Origin of the sequence: Actinoalloteichus caeruleus, assembly GCF_049311605.1 — a bacterium.
In the GTDB taxonomy this organism is placed as follows: domain Bacteria; phylum Actinomycetota; class Actinomycetes; order Mycobacteriales; family Pseudonocardiaceae; genus Actinoalloteichus_B; species Actinoalloteichus_B caeruleus.
In genome coordinates this window covers 934304-950475 of record NZ_CP186005.1, presented here as the reverse complement: position 1 = coordinate 950475, position 16172 = coordinate 934304, and the positions used below count along the sequence as shown (strand labels likewise).

Here is a 16172-nt window from a genome sequence, read left to right as displayed (position 1 = left end):
CTCTACGGTGGCCGGCATGAGCGAGCAGCAGCGGCTGGCCGACGGCGACGTCGCGCCCGACTTCACCCTCACCTCGGCCGACGGCGACCAGGTCTCCCTCTCCGACTACCGGGGCCAGCGGGTGCTGGTGTACTTCTACCCCGCCGCCGGCACCCCCGGCTGCACGAAGCAGGCCTGCGACTTCCGGGACAACCTCGCCGAGCTGTCCGAGGCCGGCCTGTCGGTGATCGGGATCTCCCCGGACAAGCCGGAGAAGCTCGCGAAGTTCCGGGACGCCGAGAACCTGACCTTCCCGTTGCTCTCCGACCCGGAGAAGGCGGTGCTCACCGCCTGGGGCGCCTTCGGGGAGAAGCAGATGTACGGGAAGACGGTCACCGGGGTCATCCGCTCCACCTTCGTGGTGGACGAGGAGGGCCGGATCGCGACCGCCCTGTACAACGTGCGCGCCACCGGCCACGTCGCCAAGCTCCGGCGGGACCTGAGGATCTGAGGGCGAGCACGCCGGAGGCGGGCCGCCACCACCCGGTGCGCGGTCCCGCCGGCCAGGCCTCCCGTTCCCGATCAGGGATCTCGACCGCCGACCTCGCCGGCCGGGCCTGCCGAGGAACGCGGCCGCCCACGTCGGCGGGCGCAGCCCGGGCGGGAGCGCCGACCCGGCCGGCGAGGCGCGCGGGCGGTCAGCGGGAAGCACCCCGCGGTCACCGCCGGCGCGGCGCTCGGCACGAGCGGCCGAAGACCCCTGCCGACCGGGACGCCGCTGGTCGAGCCCGGGCCGGGCACCGCCAGGACCGACCGGGCTGGACCCGCCCACTCCCCTCGGGGCGTGCTGGGCGAGCGCGAGATCCGGTGATCCGGCGCCAGCGTCGTGGTTCCCCGATCAGCTCTCGGCGAGGGCGAGCAGGGCTGGCAGCATCGCGCGCAGGGCGCGCCCCCGGTGGGAATGGGCGTCCTTCTCCTCGGCGGTGAGCTCCGCCGAGGTCCGCCCCTCACCCTCCGGCTGGAAGATCGGGTCGTAACCGAACCCGTTCCCGCCCCGGGGCTCCCGGGTGAGGCGGCCCCGCCACTCCCCGCGCACCACGATCTCCGAGTCGGTGCCCTCCGGCCCGCCACCGGGAACGACCAGGGCGGCGGCGGACACGAAGGCCGCCCCCCGGCGTTCCTCCGGCACGTCGGCGGTCTGCGCGAGCACGAGTTCCAGGTTCGCCAGGTCGTCGCCGTGCCGCCCCGCCCAGCGGGCCGACAACACCCCCGGCATCCCGTTCAGCGCGTCCACCGCGAGCCCGGAGTCGTCGGCGACCGAGGGGAGCCCGGAGGCCCGCGCGGCGGCCCGCGCCTTGATCAGCGCGTTCTCCTCGAAGGTCGCGCCCGTCTCCGGTTCCTCCGGGAACTCGGGCACGTCGCCGAGGCCGACGACCACCAGGTCCCGCACGTGCGCGGTGAGGAGGATGCGCCGCAGTTCGTCGAGCTTCTTCGTGTTGCGGGACGCCACCAGCAGCCGGTGCGCCGACCCCGGGTCGCGCCCCGTCACTTCGCCGCCCCCGGCAGCTCCCCCGGGTAGGGCAGGGCCAGCGCCTCGGCCTGGATCTCGGTCAACCGCGCGCAACCCGCGATCGCGTAGTCGAGCATGGTGTCCATCGTGGACCGGGTGAAGGTCGCGCCCTCGCCGGTGCCCTGCACCTCGATGAGCGTCCCGGTGTCGGAGGCGACCACGTTCATGTCGACCTCGGCGCGGGAGTCCTCCTCGTAGGGCAGGTCGAGCCGGACCCGGCCGTCGACCACGCCGACGCTCACGGCGGCCACCGCGCAGGACAGCGGCTTGGGGTCGGCGAGCCGTTTCGCCGCGCCCAGCCAGGTGATCGCGTCGGCCAGCGCGACGTAGGCGCCGGTGATCGCGGCGGTCCGGGTGCCGCCGTCGGCCTGGATGACGTCGCAGTCGATCGCGATCGTGTTCTCCCCGATCGCGGACATGTCGAGGCAGGCGCGCAACGCGCGGCCGACAAGCCGGCTGATCTCGTGGGTCCGGCCGCCGACCCGACCCTTGACCGACTCCCGGGAACTCCGGGTGTGGGTCGCCGAGGGCAACATGGCGTACTCGGCCGTCACCCAGCCCAGCCCGGAACCGGCACGCCACCTCGGCACGCCCTCCTGCACGCTGGCGGCGCACAGCACCCGGGTCCGCCCGAACTCCACGAGCACGGAACCGGCGGGCCACTGCTGGTATCCCCTGGTGATCCGAACATCCCGGAGAGCGTCGTCCTGTCGACCATCCGCACGAGCCATTCGGTCACCCTAGGACATCGGCGGCCCGCGACCGGAGTCGACTCGACGGGCCGGCACGCGCCCCCGCGCCCCGACCACCAGGCCCGGGGACCACCCACCGCCACGCCGGCGGGAGCGACGTCGAGCGAGCCAGCCGGGGTCGCCGGCCTCGGCGTCGCACCACACCGGAGGGGGGCCACCCCGGTGACACACCCGCTGCCACGGTCCGCGTCGATCCGGTCACCGGGGGCTAGCATCCGCTGTCGTGGCCGCGAACCGGGTGTACCGGGACGGGGTCCTGGCTGGGGAGGACGTCGCCGAGGACGAACTGGCGGCCCTCCTCCGCGAGGGCTCCGCCCTCGTCTGGCTCGACCTGCCAGCCCCCAGCCGTTCGACCCTGGAGCGGCTGGCGGACAAGCTCGGCCTGCACGAGCTGGCGGTGGAGGACGCCGGGCAGGAGCGGCAGCGCCCGAAGCTCGACCGCTACGACAACCACCTGTTCCTCGTCGTCTTCGCGACGAGCCTTCGAACGGCGGTCAGCGGACCGGCCGGGGCCGCCGGCGACCGCACCGGGATGGACACCGCCCCCGTGGCGCGGAGCGGGCCGGGCGGGACGACCCCGGCACCGGGCCAGCAGGGCGATGACGCGGAGGGCCGCGTCCACCTCTCGGAGGTGGACGTGTTCGTGACGGCGAACGCGCTCATCACGGTCCGCCGGTCCCCCGGGCTGGACCTGGACCGGCTGCGGGACCGGTGGGACACCGGCCCGGGGCGTGACGCGCAGACCGTCGACTCCCTGCTGTACGGGTTGCTCGACGTCGTCGTCGACGGGCACTTCGACGTGGTCCAGTCCTTCGACGACCAGCTGGAGGACCTGGAGACGATGCTCTTCGAGGAGCACACCGACATGCGGCGCGCGCAGCGCGTCTCGTTCCGCACGCGGAAGGACATGCTGGCGGTGCGGCGGGTGGTGCTGCCCATGCGCGAGGTGCTCGGCGGCCTGATGCGGGACTCGACCGGGCTCGTCGGGGACCGGATGACGCCCTACTACCAGGACGTCCACGACCACGTGCTCCGGGCCACCGAGTGGTTGGAGGGGGTGCGGGAACTGGCCAGCACGCTGCGGGAGACCCAGTTGGCGCTCCAGGGCAACCGGCTCAACGTCGTCATGAAGAAGGTGACGAGCTGGGCGGCGATCATCGCCGTGCCGACCGCCATCACCGGCTTCTACGGGCAGAACCTGCCCTACCCCGGGTACCTGGACCACGGCGGCGTCGTCACGTCCTCGATCCTCATCGTGGTCACCTCCGTCGCGCTGTACCTGCTGTTCACCCGGCGGGGCTGGCTCTGACGGAGCCGAGAGGGCCGGCGCGGCCCGCCGGTCGTTCCCACCGGTCGTTCCCACCGGGTGTCGGAGCGGGGACCCGACCACCTCCGCCCGGCTCGGCGCCGCTCCGCCGCGCCGGGGAGCGCTCCGCCGGTCGCTCCTCGCGGTGGTGGCGCGGCGGCTCGGCCGGCGGGCTCCCTCACACCTCGTGGCGCGCGCCCGGCTCCGCCAGTTCGGTGGGCCCGCCGAAGGCCAGCGAGGCCTCGGCGGCGACCTCCGAGGCGTCCTCCCAGGGGGCGACGTGGGTGACCAGCAGCCGACGCGCCCCCGCCCGCCTCGCGAGTTCCCCGGCCTGCCGGCCCGACAGGTGCGGGCCGGGCGGGGCGCCCTGGCGGTGCGGCCAGGTCGCCTCGGCGAGCAGCAGGTCGGCCTGTTCCGCGAGACGTCGGACGGTCGGACCACCGCCCGTGTCCCCCGTGTAGGCGAGGACCCGGTCGCCGTGCCGGACGCGGAACCCGAACGCCGGGCAGGAGTGGGGAACGGGGAACGCGCTGACCTCCAGGTCACCGATCACGGCCGGGGTCGCGGTGAGGTCCTCCAGGTCGTGGAAGTCGAGGACGTCGGTCAGGTCCGTGGTCGCGGCCGACTCGGGTTCGGCGGCGTAGAGGCCGGCGAGCCGCCGCGCGGCGCCGCGCGGCGCGTGGACGGGCAGGCGCCGCGCGGGCCGGGGACGGCGCGGCTGGTGGCGGAGGGCGACGACCAACGCGGCCAGGTCGGCGCAGTGGTCGACGTGCAGGTGGGAGAGCAGGACCGCGTCCAGCTCGAACGGGTCGACGTGGCCGGTCAGCGGGCCGAGGGTGCCGTTGCCCAGGTCGAGGGCGATCCGGGTCCGCCCGGTCGTCACCAGGTAGCCGGAGGCGGGCGAGGTGGGTGAGGGCACGCTGCCGGCGCAGCCGAGGACCGTCAACAACATGCCCCCAGCCTGCCGGAACCGGGCGGCCCGAGCCGCACGACCCGGACCCGCGTCCGACGCGGGGTGCCGTCGTGGGGGACGGGGTCCTGCCGAGCGGCGGTTCAGCCGGCGGCGGCCGGCACGGCCGTGCCGGTGCCAGCGAAGTGGGGGCCGAGGAACCGGCGGGCCAGCCGCGCGAAGGGTTCCGCCGGGCCGGTGGCCGAGTAGGACCGCACGGCGGAGTCCACCAGCTCCGAGGGGCGGAGGAGGTCCCGTTCGGTGAGCACCCGGACGACGTCCTTCGCCGTCTCCTCCGCGCTGGACACCAGGGTGACGTCCGGTCCCATCGCGATCTGGATGACGCCGGTCAGCAGCGGGTAGTGGGTGCAGCCGAGCACCACGGTGTCGACGTCGGCGGCCTGGAGGGGTTCCAGGTAGCCCTGCGCCAGACCGAGGACCTGCCGACCGGAGGTGACGCCCCGCTCCACGAAGTCGACGAACCGGGGGCAGGCCGCGCTGGTCACGGTGACCCTCGGGTTCGCGGCGAAGGCGTCCGGGTAGGCCCGGGACCGCACGGTCGCCTCGGTGCCGATGACGCCGACCCGGCCGGACCTGGTGGCGGAGACGGCGCGGCGGACGGCGGGGACGACCACCTCCACCACCGGGACCGGGTAGCGTTCCCTCGCGTCGCGCAGGCAGGCCGCCGAGGCGCTGTTGCAGGCGATCACCAGCAACTTCACCCCCTGGTCGACCAGGGTGTCTGCGACGGAGAGCGCGTGCTCCCTGATCTCCTCGATGCGCAGCGGACCGTAGGGGCCGTTGGCGGTGTCACCGACGTAGCGGACGTGCTCGGCGGGCAGCTGGTCGGTGATGGCCCTGGCGACGGTGAGCCCACCCACCCCGGAGTCGAAGACGCCGATGGGCGCGTGCGGGTCGGTGATCTCCCGCCACCCCCGGTCGCCGGGTGGTCGGGGCGTCACGGGGACCCGCCGTGGACCCTCGGGCGCGCCGTCCCGGCGCCGGCGCCGCGGCTGTTCGCCCTGGCGACGAACCAGGCGGCCACCAGCCCGCCGATCGCGCCGAAGAGGTGGCCCTGCCAGGAGATCCCCGGCGTGGTGGGCAACACGCCCCACAGCATCCCGCCCCAGACGAAGAAGAGCACCAGGGACACCAGGACCTGGCCGAGCGCCCGGTTCAGGATCCCCCGGACCAGCAGGAACGCCAACCAGCCGAAGATGAGGCCGGACGCGCCGACGTGGGCGGTCCCCACGCCGCCCGTGACCCAGGTGCCGAGCCCGCCCACCAGCCAGATCACGCCGGTGACGGCCGCGAACTGCCCGAACCCGCCGGACATCGCCAGGAACGCCAACACCAGCACCGGCACCGTGTTGCCGAGGAGGTGCGGCCAGCTGCCGTGCAGCAGTGGCGCCCACAGCACCCCGTCGAGGCCGGCGAGCGACAGCGGGAGGATGCCGTGCCGCACCAGCCCACCCCCGGTGAGGCTGTTGACGAGCTGCACCACGTAGAGGAGCGCGACGAACGCGCCGACCACGACGGCGGCCTGTCGGGGATTGGGGGGCAGCACGCGTTTCGCGGGCGGGCGGGGAGAGCTCACCACAGGATCCACACCTCGAGGGTACGCACCGGACCGACTTCGCCCCTCCGGGACGACCCGGGTGCCACCCTGGTTTCCTGGCCGCTCCCCGGTCCGACCGGCGAGGAACGACCCCGTGCGGCGTCGACCTCCGCCCGCACCGCCGCTCCGGTGGAAAACCCCTGAGCAGGGCGCCTGGGCCACCGGGTTGGTGGCAGGTCGACGGCGGACCGTTCACCGCTCGCGACCCTTCCGTCATGATCAGCCGATAGGCTCAGCCGGGTTGACAGGGCTGGTTGACCGCGCGGGGGCGGAGGGTCTGGGCGTGACGGAAACGACGACGTGCGAGGTGGCGGTGGCCGCCCAGGCGGTGCTGGGCGCCGCTCCGACCTGGGACGCGAGCGCCGACTCGCTGTTGTGGGTCGACTCCTTCAGCCAGGAGGTCCACCGGTACCAGCCGGCGAGGGACCAGGACGACGTCCTGTCCGTGCCGCAGATCGTCAGCGCGGCCCGCCCCCGGTCCCGGGGTGGCATCGTCACGAACCTGCGGGACGGGGTCGCGTTGATCGACACCGACAACACCCGCACCTGGCTCGTGTACTGGGCCAGGGACGGGGTGCGTGGCGGCGAGGCGGCGGTGGACCCCTCGGGGCGGCTCTGGGCGACGACGACCCGCGCGGACGGCGGCGGCACCGACGGCTGGCTGGTCAGCGTCGAACCGGACGGGGCGGCGCGGGTCGCCCTCCACGGGGTCGGCCTCGGAGCCGGCCTGGGCTGGAGCCCGGACTGGCGGCTCATGTACTTCGTGGACGCCACCAGCCGTCGCATCGACGTCTTCGACTTCGACGCGTCCACCGGCGCCTTGGGGAACCGCCGGGAGTTCCGGGCCTTCGACCGGTCCGAGGGGCTCCCCGGTGGGATCGCGGTGGACGCCGAGGGCTGCGTCTGGGTGACGATGTACGGCGCGGGCTCGGTGCGGCGCCACACGCCGGACGGGGCGTTCGACCGGGAGTTCCGCCTGCCGGTGAGCCGGCCGACGGCCTGCGCGTTCGGCGGTATCGGGTTCACCGACCTCTACGTCACCTCCGCCCGGCACGGGATGGGCGACCAGCAGCTGGCCGACGAGCCGGAGGCGGGGTCGTTGCTGGTCCTGCCCGACGTGGGTGCCGGACAACCGTCGACGGTGTTCCCGGGCTGAACCGTCCCGGCCTCCGGTCGACGCCGTCCCGGCGGGGCGGCCGCGGAGGACCGGCGGGCGCGCGAGCCCTCGTCGACGCGGGTGCCACGCTGAGCGCCGCCCCGGGGGCGTCGCCCCGGCGGGCTGTCGGTCGAACCCCGGCCCAGCGATCGCCCCATCCGGCGGCCGGTGAACCAGGGCGGCCCGAGGACACCGTGTGATGGAGGGCGCCGCGGGGAGGACGCGAACGCGTCTCCCCGCTCACCGACCTGCCAAGGGGGCGGCGGAACAGCTCGGTCACGTCGCCGGGACCCGCCTCCCGGGGAACCGACATGGGTCCGGCTCCAGGGGCCGTCCCACGAGGACGCCGCCCCCCTCCGGACGGACCCGACCGCCACCACGGTCCACCCTCCGCGTGCTGCCGGGCGGACCGCCGCCGTCCCACACCGCCGGTGGGGCCGGTCCACGGCTGAAGGAGCAGCGGGCGGTCACGCCCAGAGCTGGGTGTCCAGGCGTTGGGCCGCGTCGGTCAGGTCACCGCTGTAGGCACCGGTGGACAGGTACTTCCAGCCGCCGTCGGCCACCACGAACGCCACGTCACCGGACTCACCCGCGCCGGCGACCTTCTCGGCCACGCCCAGCGCGGCGTGCAGGACGGCGCCGGTGGAGATGCCGGCGAAGATGCCCTCCTCCGTCAGCAGCTGCCGGGTGCGGCGGAGCGCGTCGTAGGAGCCGACGGAGTAGCGGCCGGTGAGGACCTCGGGGTCGTACAGTTCGGGGACGAACCCCTCGTCGAGGTTCCGCAGGCCGTAGACCAGTTCCCCGTAGCGGGGCTCCGCGGCGACGACCTGCACGCCGGGTCGGTGTTCCCGCAGGTAGCGGCCCACGCCGACGAGGGTTCCCGTGGTGCCGAGCCCCCCGACGAAGTGGGTGATCTCCGGCAGGTCGCGCAGGATCTCCGGCCCCGTCGTCGAGTAGTGGGCCTCGGCGTTCGCCGGGTTCCCGTACTGGTAAAGCATGACCCAGTCCGGGTGTTCCTCGGCGAGTTCCTTGGCCACCGCGACGGCCTGGTTCGAACCGCCGGCCGCCGGGGAGAACCTGATCTCCGCGCCGTAGGCGGCCAACAGTTGCCGACGCTCCACCGAGGTGTTCTCCGGCATGACGCAGATGATCCGGTAGCCCCGGAGACGAGCGGCCATCGCCAGCGCGATCCCGGTGTTGCCCGAGGTGGGCTCCAGGATCGTCGCGCCGGGAGTGAGCCGACCGTCCCGTTCGGCCGCCTCCAGCATGGCCAGGGCCGGCCGGTCCTTGATCGAACCCGTCGGGTTGCGGTCCTCCAGCTTCGCCCACAACCGGACGTCCTCGCTGGGTGAGAGGCGGGCGAGCCGCACCAACGGCGTGTCGCCCAGCGCGTCGAGCAGGGAGTCGTATCTGGCCACGGACTGCTCCTTCGTGGGTTCGCCCCGGGGAGGGCGGCGGCGGCCGGCGGGAGGTGACCCCGTCAGCCGCCGGCGACCGCGGGAAGGATGGTGACGTTGTCGCCGTCCTTGACCTCGGCGTTCAGCCCGCCCGAGAACCGCACGTCCTCGTCGTTGACGTAGACGTTGATGAAGCGGTGCAGCGCGTCCTCCTTCACCAGCCGGGCCTTCAGGCCGGCGTGCCGGGACTCCAGGTCGTCGATGACCTGTCCCAGCGTGCCGCCACTGGCCTCGACGGACTTCTCACCGCTGGTGTGCGTGCGCAGGATGGTGGGGATCGAGACCTTGACTGCCATGGTGGTACCTCCTGATCGGTGCCGTGTTCGGGGAGGGGACGCCGATCCGCACGACGTCCGGCCGGGTCGCCTCAGTCGGCGTCGGGCACGTCGTCCGCTCCCGTGTGGGAGAACATGTACGACTCGACGACGTCGACCTGTTCCTCGGTGACCACCCCGTCGACGATGCGGTAGGAACGCAGTTCGACGTCATGGGCGTCCCGAGTGGACACCAGCACGTAGTGCGCGTCCGGTTCGGACGCGAAGGACACGTCCGTCCGCGACGGGTAGGCCTCGGTGGCGGTGTGCGAGTGGTAGATGACGACGGGGACCTCGTCGGCCTCGTCCATCGCCCGCCAGACCCGCAGCTGTTCCATCGAGTCGAAGCGGTAGAAGGTGGGCGAGCGTTCGGCGTTGACCATCTCCACGAGGCGCTCGGGACGATCCGAGCCCTCCGGTCCGGCGATGACGCCGCACGCCTCGTCGGGGTGGTCCCGGCGGGCGTGGGCCACCATCGCGTCCACGAGGTCGCGTCGGATCACCAGCACAGGTCAATCCTACGGCCGCTGTCGAGGCGATCCCAGATCGTGGGCAGGGGGCCGGCGGTCGTCGACCGGACCTCGCGCGGCCGCTTCGGCGGCCAGTTTCCGCAGCTCGCCGGCCAGGCTGGGGAACACCGTGGTCACCAGGAGACCCCGCACGAAGGCCAACCAGGTGACCGCGACGGCGTCCGGGCGACCCCGGCGGGCGCGGGCCGCGACCCGGAGGTCATCCCGCCGGGCCAGGCGGAGTTGCGCGTGACCGAGCACGGAGATCCAGTCGGGCACCTCGGCCGGGTCGATCCGCACCTCGGCGAAACCGCCGGCCGCCAACACCCTGCGGGCGGCGGCCAACACCTCGGCGCGCAGCCCGGCCCGCCGCTCGTCCCCGTACCGGGCCTCCACCACCGGGTCCGGGTGGACGGCGGGGAACAACCGGCGGTCCAGGTCCTGGTCGTCGCGGTGCTGCCACCACCGGCGCGCGGGAGCGGCCGGCCGGCTCGGCCCGGCGAGTTCGGCGGCCAGTTCCACCACGAGGTGCCGCAGGACCTCGGCGGTGTCCTCGGACATCGTGAGGACCACCCGGCCGTCGTGCAGGGCCGCCGCCGCGTGTCCGCCCGCCTCCCGCGAGGGAACCGGTGGGGTCATCGCGGGAGTGCTCACCCTCATGCCTCCTGGAGCAGAGTCGGGGACAGCCCGAGGAACTGGAGGCGGGAGGCGATCGCCTCGGCCTCCTCGACGTCCTCGGCACTGGCGATCTCGGCGGAACCGAGCCCTCGGACGGCGAGGGTGCGGCGCAGGGCCTCGTCCGCGCTGACGTGCAGGGTCAGCATCAGCGCCGAGGCAACGGTGGCGATGTCGTTCCTGGCATCGTCGCGAAGCAGCACGGACCACCTGGCCCCTGGTGCGTTCATGATCGGATCATCGGTCGGGTGCCACGGAGTGTTAGCGGCCTCGACGGTGAACTTCCGCCATACGCGGGAGGGAACGACACCGACTCCTCCGGACGGCCCAGTGGTTCCGTGCCCGGCGTCAACGCGTGCCTCGCTCCCGTCGCCCCGGCGCCGGTACCCAGGCCCCGGCCGGTCGCCTCGGGCGCGGGGACCCCGGCCCCCGACGACGGGACCGCCTCGGGCGGGGGCGTCCTTGCCGACATCCAGGCCAAGGAACACCCCGGAACCGCTGTTCGTCCACCTGCCGTTCACTCGCCGCGAGTGGTCACCGGGCAGGGCGTCGACGGCCGGCACCCCCGTGACGACGAGACCTCCCGAGCCGGTGGCCGTGTCCCCATCAACGGTCTCGACGCCACCAGACCCGGTGACACCACCCCCGGATCATGCGCTCGACTCGGGCCGCCGGTCATGCCGGGCCTGGCGACGACGACTCCTTGACCAGGAGCTCCGACAACGGTGACGGGGAGGCGGGGCACCGGGTGGGTGCTGGGGAGCCCGGCGAGCTGGGAGACCAGGCGGACCCCGAAGCCGGCGGGAGCGCCCCCGGACCCCGACCCCGCCCCGGCCTCAGCCGAGGGCCGAGGGGTAGAGCTCCCGGTAGCTGGGCACCACACCCCCCGGCGCGGCGGCGAGCACCGCGTGCACCACGGCCCGGGCCACGACGTCCGCCGCGGCCTGCGCGAGTTCGTCCACCAGGGCGGTGCGGGCCGGTCCGGTGGGCAGCGGCCGGCGTCCGGTCGCCAGGGTGAAGAGGGTGTCCCCGTCGAACACCGAGTGCGCGGGGCGGACACTCCTGGCGATGCCGTCGTGGGCGACGGCCGCGACCCTGCCGCACTCGGCGCGGGTCAGGTCGGCGTCCGTGGCGACCGCGCCGATCAGGGTGTTGAGGGAGCGGGCCGGTGCGCGCCGGGCCGCGGCGCGGCGGATCTCGTCCGCCGACGGGGGGACCAGGCCGAACTCGCCGGGGAAGCCGAGGGGCCAGTCGAACGGGAGGCCGGTGGCCGGGTCGACCACCTCACCCGCCGGGTTCGCCACCGTCAACGCTCCCACCGTCCACCCCGTGGGGAGCAGGACGCTGGCGGTGCCGACGCCGCCCCGCAGCGAGCCGGCGGCCGCGCCGGCACCGGCGCCGACCGACCCGGTGGCCGGTGGTTCCCCGCTGGCGTCCTCGCAGGCGTGGTGGCCGAACCCGGCGTCGGGGACCCGTCCCCACGCGGTCTCCTCCAGGTCGAAGAGCACGGCGGCCGGCACGATGGGCACGACGTTGGGCACCGGCCCGTCGACGGCGCCGCCGGTGTTCCCCGGTTCGGGGCCCACCCGGAACCCGTGTCCCCGCGCGCCCAGCCAGCGCATCACCCCGTCGGCGGCGGCGAGCCCGTAGGCGCTCCCGCCGGCCAGGCAGATCGCGTTGACGCGTTCCACCAGGCGACCCGGGGCCAGCAGGTCGGTTTCGCGGGTGCCCGGGGCGCCGCCCCGCACGTCCACACCGGCGGTGACGCCCTCCGGGGTCAGCAGCACCGTGCAGCCGGTCGCCCAGCCGGCGTCGAGGCGGTGGTGGTGGCCGACCAGGACGCCGGGCACGTCGGTGACGGCGTTCCCGGGCCCCGGGGTCGGCGGCGTGACGTCGGCGGTCCCGGCCCCGGTCACGAGGTCAACGCCTCCACGAGCGTTTCCTGGACCACCGTGAGCCAGTGGTAGACACCCAGGTGCGGGGCCCGGGGGTCGTCCTGCGCGACCTCCTCGGGGCCGTCCTCCCTGATGTCCAGGGCGGTGCCCAGGGCGAGCCGCACGTCGTTCAGCGCGGCCAGCCAGGCGTCGGCCTGCTCGTCCGCCAGCTCGATGCGACCGCCGGACTCCGGGCAGGTGTCCAGCACCACCTGGGCCACCCCGGTCTTGTGCTCCAACAACTCGGGTTCGTGCACCGACCGCAGGGCCGCCGCCGAGTCGCTGTCCCGCTCGCTGAGCTCGCCGTCCTCCTCCTCGGCCCGGTGGAAGTCCGGCAGCAGCCGGCGGAGCACCGGGTCGTCGGGGGCGGTCGAGTGCCCGGTCCGGATCCCGGTGAGCTCGGCCAGCTCGTCCCTGGGACCGTCGTCGGCCCGCCCGGACAGCATCTCGTGGACCTGCCCCACCAGGCCGCGCAGCACGGCGGCCTCCTGCCTGGAGAAGTCGGTGACCAGGACCGTTCCCCGTCGGCTCCACCCGTTCATCGCGCTGTTCCGGCGCACCGCCGACGACCGCCGGCCGCGCCGATCCCCCTTCTCTCCGTGCTCAGTGATCCTGGAAACGCGGTGGTCGCGTGCCGATCCGCGCCGGTCGCCGCGCGCCCGCCGCTGGCGGCCCTGGCGCGGGACGGTGCGCCTGGACGGGTCCGACCGGCACCGCCGGGACAGGCGGGTGGGTCAGGAGTCGCGTTGCATCGTGGCCCACAGGCCCGCGGCGTGCAGCTTCGCCACGTCGGCCTCCACCTTGTCCTTGCCCCCGGAGGACACCACCGCTCTGCCCTTCTGGTGGACGTCCAGCATGAGCTTCGTGGCGTGGTCCTTGCTGTACCCGAACAGCTTCTGGAACACGTAGGTCACGTACGACATGAGGTTCACGGGGTCGTTCCAGACCACGGTCATCCACGGCCGGTCCTCGGAGCCGACCTCGCGACCCAACGGATCGACCTGGGCGCGCTCCAGCTCGACTGGGCTGTTCATGCCTCCATGGTGACATGAGCCATTCGTCCGACCTGTCACGCACCTCACCTCGCGGGTGCGGACGCGAGCAGGGCACGCGGTCAGGTCCCCGACGTAGGCTCCTGCCTTATGTCGACGGGACTGCCCTCCGCGAGCACCGCGCTGTTCACCGACCGCTACGAGCTGACGATGGTCTCCGCGTCGCTCGGCGACGGCACCGCCGCCCGGGACTGCGTGTTCGAGGTCTTCGCCAGGAACCTCCCGCTGGGCCGGCGCTACGGCGTGGTCGCCGGACTCGGGCGCCTGGTGGAGGCGCTGCGCGACTTCCGCTTCGGCGAGCGGGAACTGGCCTGGCTGTCCGACGGTGGCGTGGTCGACGAGGCGACGCTGTCGTGGCTGGCGGACTACCGCTTCAGCGGCGAGATCGACGCCTACCCGGAGGGGGAGCTGTACTTCCCGGGTTCGCCGATCATGACGGTGCGCGCCCCCTTCGGGGAGGGGGTGCTGTTGGAGACCCTGGTGCTGTCGGTGCTCAACCACGACAGCGCGGTGGCGTCCGCGGCGGCCCGGATGGTGAGCGCCGCCAACGGGCGCCGGCTGATCGAGATGGGCTCGCGGCGCACGCACGAGGAGTCGGCCCTGGCGGCGAGCCGCGCCGCCTACCTCGCCGGCTTCCACTCGACCTCCAACCTCGAGTGCGGCCGGCGGTACGGAATACCCACGACCGGCACCTCGGCGCACGCGTTCACCCTGCTGCACGACGACGAGGCGACGGCGTTCCGTTCCCAGCTCGCCGTGCTCGGCACCGGCACCACCCTGTTGGTCGACACCTACGACATCGCCCGGGGCATCGAGACCGCCGTGGCGGTCGCCGGACCGGAGCTCGGCGCGATCCGCATCGACTCGGGAGACGTCGGAGTACTGGCCAGGCAGGCCAGGGACCAGCTCGACCGGTTGGGCGCCACCGGCACCAAGATCGTGGTGTCCGGGGACCTCGACGAGTACTCCATCGCCGCGCTGCGCGCGGAGCCGGTGGACGCCTACGGGGTCGGGACCTCCGTGGTGACCGGATCCGGTGCGCCGGCGGCCGGCATGGTCTACAAGCTGGTGGAGGTGGAGGGCAGGCCGGTGGAGAAGAGGAGCGCGCACAAGACCTCGCGGGGCGGGGGGAAGGCGGCGCTGCGCCGGCACCGGCCGACCGGGACCGCCACCGAGGAGGTCGTGTTCCCCACCGCCGGGCCGGTACCGGAACTCGGCCCGCACGACCGGTTGCTCCAACGGCCGGTGTGGCGGGACGGCGGCCCCGTGGCGGACGCGCCCACGCTGGAGGACGGTCGGGAACGGCTGCGCAGGGCGTTGGTGAGCGTCCCGTGGGAGGGACTGACCCTCTCCCGGGGAGAGCCGGCCATCCCGACGGTCTTCGCCTGACCGCGAACGCGCCACCGGACCGGGTGGGACACGCGGCCGGGTGGGAACCCCACAGACGGGCGAGGAGAACGAGGTGAGGACATGACCAGCGCGCTGATCGTCGTCGACGTGCAGATCGACTTCTGCGAGGGGGGAGCGCTCGCCGTCGCCGGCGGGGCCTCGGTGGCCAGGGCGGTCTCGGACCTGATCCGGGGTGGCGAGTACGACCACGTGGTCGCCACCCGGGACTACCACGTGGACCCCGGCGGCCACTTCAGCGGGGACCCCGACTTCGTCGACACCTGGCCGGTGCACTGCGTGGCGGGGACGGCCGGCGCCGCGTTCCACCCCGAACTGGACGTGAGCCGGATCGAGGCGGTGTTCTCCAAGGGCGCCTACTCGGCCGCCTACTCGGGGTTCGAGGGCACGACCGAGCAGGGCACGCCGCTGGCGGACTGGCTGCGCGGCCACCAGGTCGACCGGGTCGACGTGGTGGGGCTGGCCACCGGCCACTGCGTCCGGGCGACCGCCCTGGACGCCGTCGCCTCGGGGTTCCCGACCCGGGTGTTGTTGGGCCTGACCGCCGGGGTCTCCCCGGAGTCCGTCGCCCAGGCCAGGGAGGACCTTTCCGCCGCCGGGGCGGAACTGGTGGGGGATCCGCTGACCGTGTGACCCCGCGTGAGGACCCCCGCCCCGACCTACTCGCTGGTAGGGGCGGTGAGGGAGCTCGTGCGTCTGACCACAGCACTACCGGGGGTCGAGCCGTCCCGGTTAGGCTCGCGCCGACAGGCTTGTTCGTGCCAGGGAGGTTTCCGTGTCCGTTGCCGCTTCACCGACGACTACGCCTCGTTACCGAGTGCTCGCCGACGTCGTGCCGGGAGCACTGGCGAGGGACATCGTCCTCGTTCTCGCCGCCGCCGGTCTGGTCGGGCTGACCGCTCAGGTGGTGTTGCCGGTTCCGGGCAGCCCGGTCCCGATCACGGGCCAGACCTTCGGTGTCCTGCTGGTGGGATCCGCGCTGGGGTGGCGGCGCGCGGCGGCGGCGATGGGCGTGTACCTGGCGGTCGGCGCGATGGGCGTGCCGTGGTTCCAGGGCGGCACCGCCTACCTGACCGGTGCCACCGTCGGCTACCTGCTGGGCATGTTGCTCGCCGGCGCCCTGGTGGGGGCCCTCGCGAGCCGTGGCGGCGACCGCACCGTGCTCCGCACGGTGGGGACGATGGCCCTGGGAAACCTGGTGATCTACGCGGTCGGCGTGCCGGGGCTGATGATCGCCGGTGGTCTGAGCCTGGGTGCGGCGCTGACCGTCGGCGTGGTCCCGTTCCTGGTGGGTGACGCGCTGAAGACCGCGCTGGCCGCCGGCGTGCTGCCCGGCGCCTGGTCGTTGGTGAACCGGGGTCGCAAGTCCTGACCTGGCCGCACACGGGCTTCCGGGGGCCGCCGTCGCGACGTCGACGGCGGCCCCCGGCATGTTCGGCCCACCCGGGGCCGCCCAGCACCTGGCCGACCGAGGGGCTGGGGTCCACGACTGGC

19 protein-coding genes are annotated in these 16172 nt (G+C 74.0%); 6 read left to right on the top strand and 13 right to left on the bottom strand.

Features of this window, described 5'->3' with window-relative positions; all coding sequences use genetic code 11:
- Positions 1-16 precede the first annotated feature (16 nt).
- Positions 17-490: a thioredoxin-dependent thiol peroxidase gene (gene bcp, locus ACOJVX_RS04260; RefSeq protein WP_026417186.1), complete on the top strand. Its 474-nt coding sequence runs from the start codon at positions 17-19 to the stop codon at positions 488-490.
- A gap of 387 nt (positions 491-877) precedes the next feature.
- Here bcp and rdgB read toward each other — a convergent pair whose 3' ends face one another.
- Both rdgB and rph read right to left on the bottom strand, forming a co-directional pair.
- Positions 878-1528, bottom strand: a complete 651-nt coding sequence (gene rdgB / locus ACOJVX_RS04255; RefSeq protein WP_026417187.1) for an RdgB/HAM1 family non-canonical purine NTP pyrophosphatase — start codon at positions 1526-1528, stop codon at positions 878-880.
- On the bottom strand, positions 1525-2280 hold the full coding sequence (rph, locus tag ACOJVX_RS04250) for a ribonuclease PH (protein WP_026417188.1): 756 nt from the start codon (positions 2278-2280) through the stop codon (positions 1525-1527). The genes rdgB and rph overlap by 4 nt, the downstream gene beginning before the upstream one ends.
- Before the next feature lie 244 nt (positions 2281-2524).
- Here rph and ACOJVX_RS04245 point away from each other — a divergent pair, with 244 nt between their 5' ends.
- Complete coding sequence (locus ACOJVX_RS04245) at positions 2525-3610, top strand: magnesium transporter CorA family protein (protein ID WP_026417189.1); 1086 nt, start codon at positions 2525-2527, stop codon at positions 3608-3610.
- A 175-nt stretch (positions 3611-3785) separates the two neighbouring features.
- Here ACOJVX_RS04245 and ACOJVX_RS04240 read toward each other — a convergent pair whose 3' ends face one another.
- From ACOJVX_RS04240 to ACOJVX_RS04230, 3 genes are all read right to left on the bottom strand, one after another.
- Positions 3786-4559, bottom strand: coding sequence for an MBL fold metallo-hydrolase (locus ACOJVX_RS04240; protein ID WP_418155060.1), 774 nt, complete (start codon positions 4557-4559; stop codon positions 3786-3788).
- Positions 4560-4660: 101 nt separating this feature from the next.
- Positions 4661-5479: a glutamate racemase gene (gene murI / locus ACOJVX_RS04235; RefSeq protein WP_035273341.1), complete on the bottom strand. Its 819-nt coding sequence runs from the start codon at positions 5477-5479 to the stop codon at positions 4661-4663.
- 35 nt (positions 5480-5514) lie between these two features.
- Positions 5515-6156 (bottom strand): rhomboid family intramembrane serine protease, encoded by a 642-nt coding sequence (locus ACOJVX_RS04230; RefSeq protein WP_026417191.1) that lies wholly within the window; start codon positions 6154-6156, stop codon positions 5515-5517.
- A 301-nt stretch (positions 6157-6457) separates the two neighbouring features.
- Between ACOJVX_RS04230 and ACOJVX_RS04225 the strand changes: the two genes are divergently transcribed.
- Positions 6458-7330: an SMP-30/gluconolactonase/LRE family protein gene (locus ACOJVX_RS04225; protein ID WP_026417192.1), complete on the top strand. Its 873-nt coding sequence runs from the start codon at positions 6458-6460 to the stop codon at positions 7328-7330.
- 467 nt (positions 7331-7797) lie between these two features.
- On the opposite strand, the gene ACOJVX_RS04220 is transcribed toward ACOJVX_RS04225, so the two are convergent.
- The 8 genes from ACOJVX_RS04220 to clpS all read right to left on the bottom strand — a co-directional run bounded on the left by ACOJVX_RS04220 (position 7798) and on the right by clpS (position 13253).
- Positions 7798-8748, bottom strand: a complete 951-nt coding sequence (locus tag ACOJVX_RS04220; protein ID WP_026417193.1) for a PLP-dependent cysteine synthase family protein — start codon at positions 8746-8748, stop codon at positions 7798-7800.
- A 62-nt stretch (positions 8749-8810) separates the two neighbouring features.
- On the bottom strand, positions 8811-9083 hold the full coding sequence (locus ACOJVX_RS04215) for a MoaD/ThiS family protein (RefSeq protein ID WP_026417194.1): 273 nt from the start codon (positions 9081-9083) through the stop codon (positions 8811-8813).
- A gap of 71 nt (positions 9084-9154) precedes the next feature.
- The gene (locus tag ACOJVX_RS04210) at positions 9155-9610 is read right to left on the bottom strand and encodes a Mov34/MPN/PAD-1 family protein (protein ID WP_026417195.1); all 456 of its coding nucleotides are present in this window, start codon (positions 9608-9610) and stop codon (positions 9155-9157) included.
- 9 nt (positions 9611-9619) lie between these two features.
- Positions 9620-10264 carry a hypothetical protein gene (locus ACOJVX_RS04205; RefSeq protein WP_030104066.1) on the bottom strand — a complete coding sequence of 215 codons (645 nt, stop codon included), beginning with the start codon at positions 10262-10264 and terminating at the stop codon, positions 9620-9622.
- Between the two features lie 2 nt (positions 10265-10266).
- Complete coding sequence (locus ACOJVX_RS04200; RefSeq protein ID WP_030146987.1) at positions 10267-10515, bottom strand: hypothetical protein; 249 nt, start codon at positions 10513-10515, stop codon at positions 10267-10269.
- Positions 10516-11121: 606 nt separating this feature from the next.
- Complete coding sequence (locus ACOJVX_RS04195) at positions 11122-12201, bottom strand: P1 family peptidase (RefSeq protein ID WP_422647268.1); 1080 nt, start codon at positions 12199-12201, stop codon at positions 11122-11124.
- Positions 12198-12761, bottom strand: a complete 564-nt coding sequence (locus ACOJVX_RS04190) for a DUF2017 domain-containing protein (protein ID WP_026417199.1) — start codon at positions 12759-12761, stop codon at positions 12198-12200. The genes ACOJVX_RS04195 and ACOJVX_RS04190 overlap by 4 nt, the downstream gene beginning before the upstream one ends.
- A gap of 192 nt (positions 12762-12953) precedes the next feature.
- A complete protein-coding gene (gene clpS / locus ACOJVX_RS04185) occupies positions 12954-13253 on the bottom strand; it encodes an ATP-dependent Clp protease adapter ClpS (RefSeq protein WP_026417200.1) in 300 nt (99 codons plus the stop codon).
- A gap of 108 nt (positions 13254-13361) precedes the next feature.
- On the opposite strand from clpS, the gene ACOJVX_RS04180 reads away from it, so the two are divergent.
- The 3 genes from ACOJVX_RS04180 to ACOJVX_RS04170 all read left to right on the top strand — a co-directional run bounded on the left by ACOJVX_RS04180 (position 13362) and on the right by ACOJVX_RS04170 (position 16050).
- Positions 13362-14660 (top strand): nicotinate phosphoribosyltransferase, encoded by a 1299-nt coding sequence (locus ACOJVX_RS04180; protein WP_418155056.1) that lies wholly within the window; start codon positions 13362-13364, stop codon positions 14658-14660.
- Positions 14661-14741: 81 nt separating this feature from the next.
- Positions 14742-15311, top strand: a complete 570-nt coding sequence (locus tag ACOJVX_RS04175; protein WP_418155055.1) for an isochorismatase family protein — start codon at positions 14742-14744, stop codon at positions 15309-15311.
- 142 nt (positions 15312-15453) lie between these two features.
- Positions 15454-16050 (top strand): biotin transporter BioY, encoded by a 597-nt coding sequence (locus ACOJVX_RS04170; RefSeq protein ID WP_026417203.1) that lies wholly within the window; start codon positions 15454-15456, stop codon positions 16048-16050.
- Positions 16051-16172 lie beyond the last annotated feature (122 nt).

Bases quoted from the DNA above. Each gene is read 5' to 3' on its own strand.
- bcp (WP_026417186.1), top strand. From the start codon at position 17: ATGAGCGAGCAGCAGCGGCTGGCCGACGGCGACGTCGCGCCCGACTTC.
- rph (WP_026417188.1), bottom strand. From the start codon at position 2,280: ATGGCTCGTGCGGATGGTCGACAGGACGACGCTCTCCGGGATGTTCGG.
- ACOJVX_RS04240 (WP_418155060.1), bottom strand. From the start codon at position 4,559: ATGTTGTTGACGGTCCTCGGCTGCGCCGGCAGCGTGCCCTCACCCACC.
- ACOJVX_RS04215 (WP_026417194.1), bottom strand. From the start codon at position 9,083: ATGGCAGTCAAGGTCTCGATCCCCACCATCCTGCGCACGCACACCAGC.
- ACOJVX_RS04200 (WP_030146987.1), bottom strand. From the start codon at position 10,515: ATGAACGCACCAGGGGCCAGGTGGTCCGTGCTGCTTCGCGACGATGCC.
- ACOJVX_RS04190 (WP_026417199.1), bottom strand. From the start codon at position 12,761: ATGAACGGGTGGAGCCGACGGGGAACGGTCCTGGTCACCGACTTCTCC.
- clpS (WP_026417200.1), bottom strand. From the start codon at position 13,253: ATGAACAGCCCAGTCGAGCTGGAGCGCGCCCAGGTCGATCCGTTGGGT.
- ACOJVX_RS04180 (WP_418155056.1), top strand. From the start codon at position 13,362: ATGTCGACGGGACTGCCCTCCGCGAGCACCGCGCTGTTCACCGACCGC.
- ACOJVX_RS04175 (WP_418155055.1), top strand. From the start codon at position 14,742: ATGACCAGCGCGCTGATCGTCGTCGACGTGCAGATCGACTTCTGCGAG.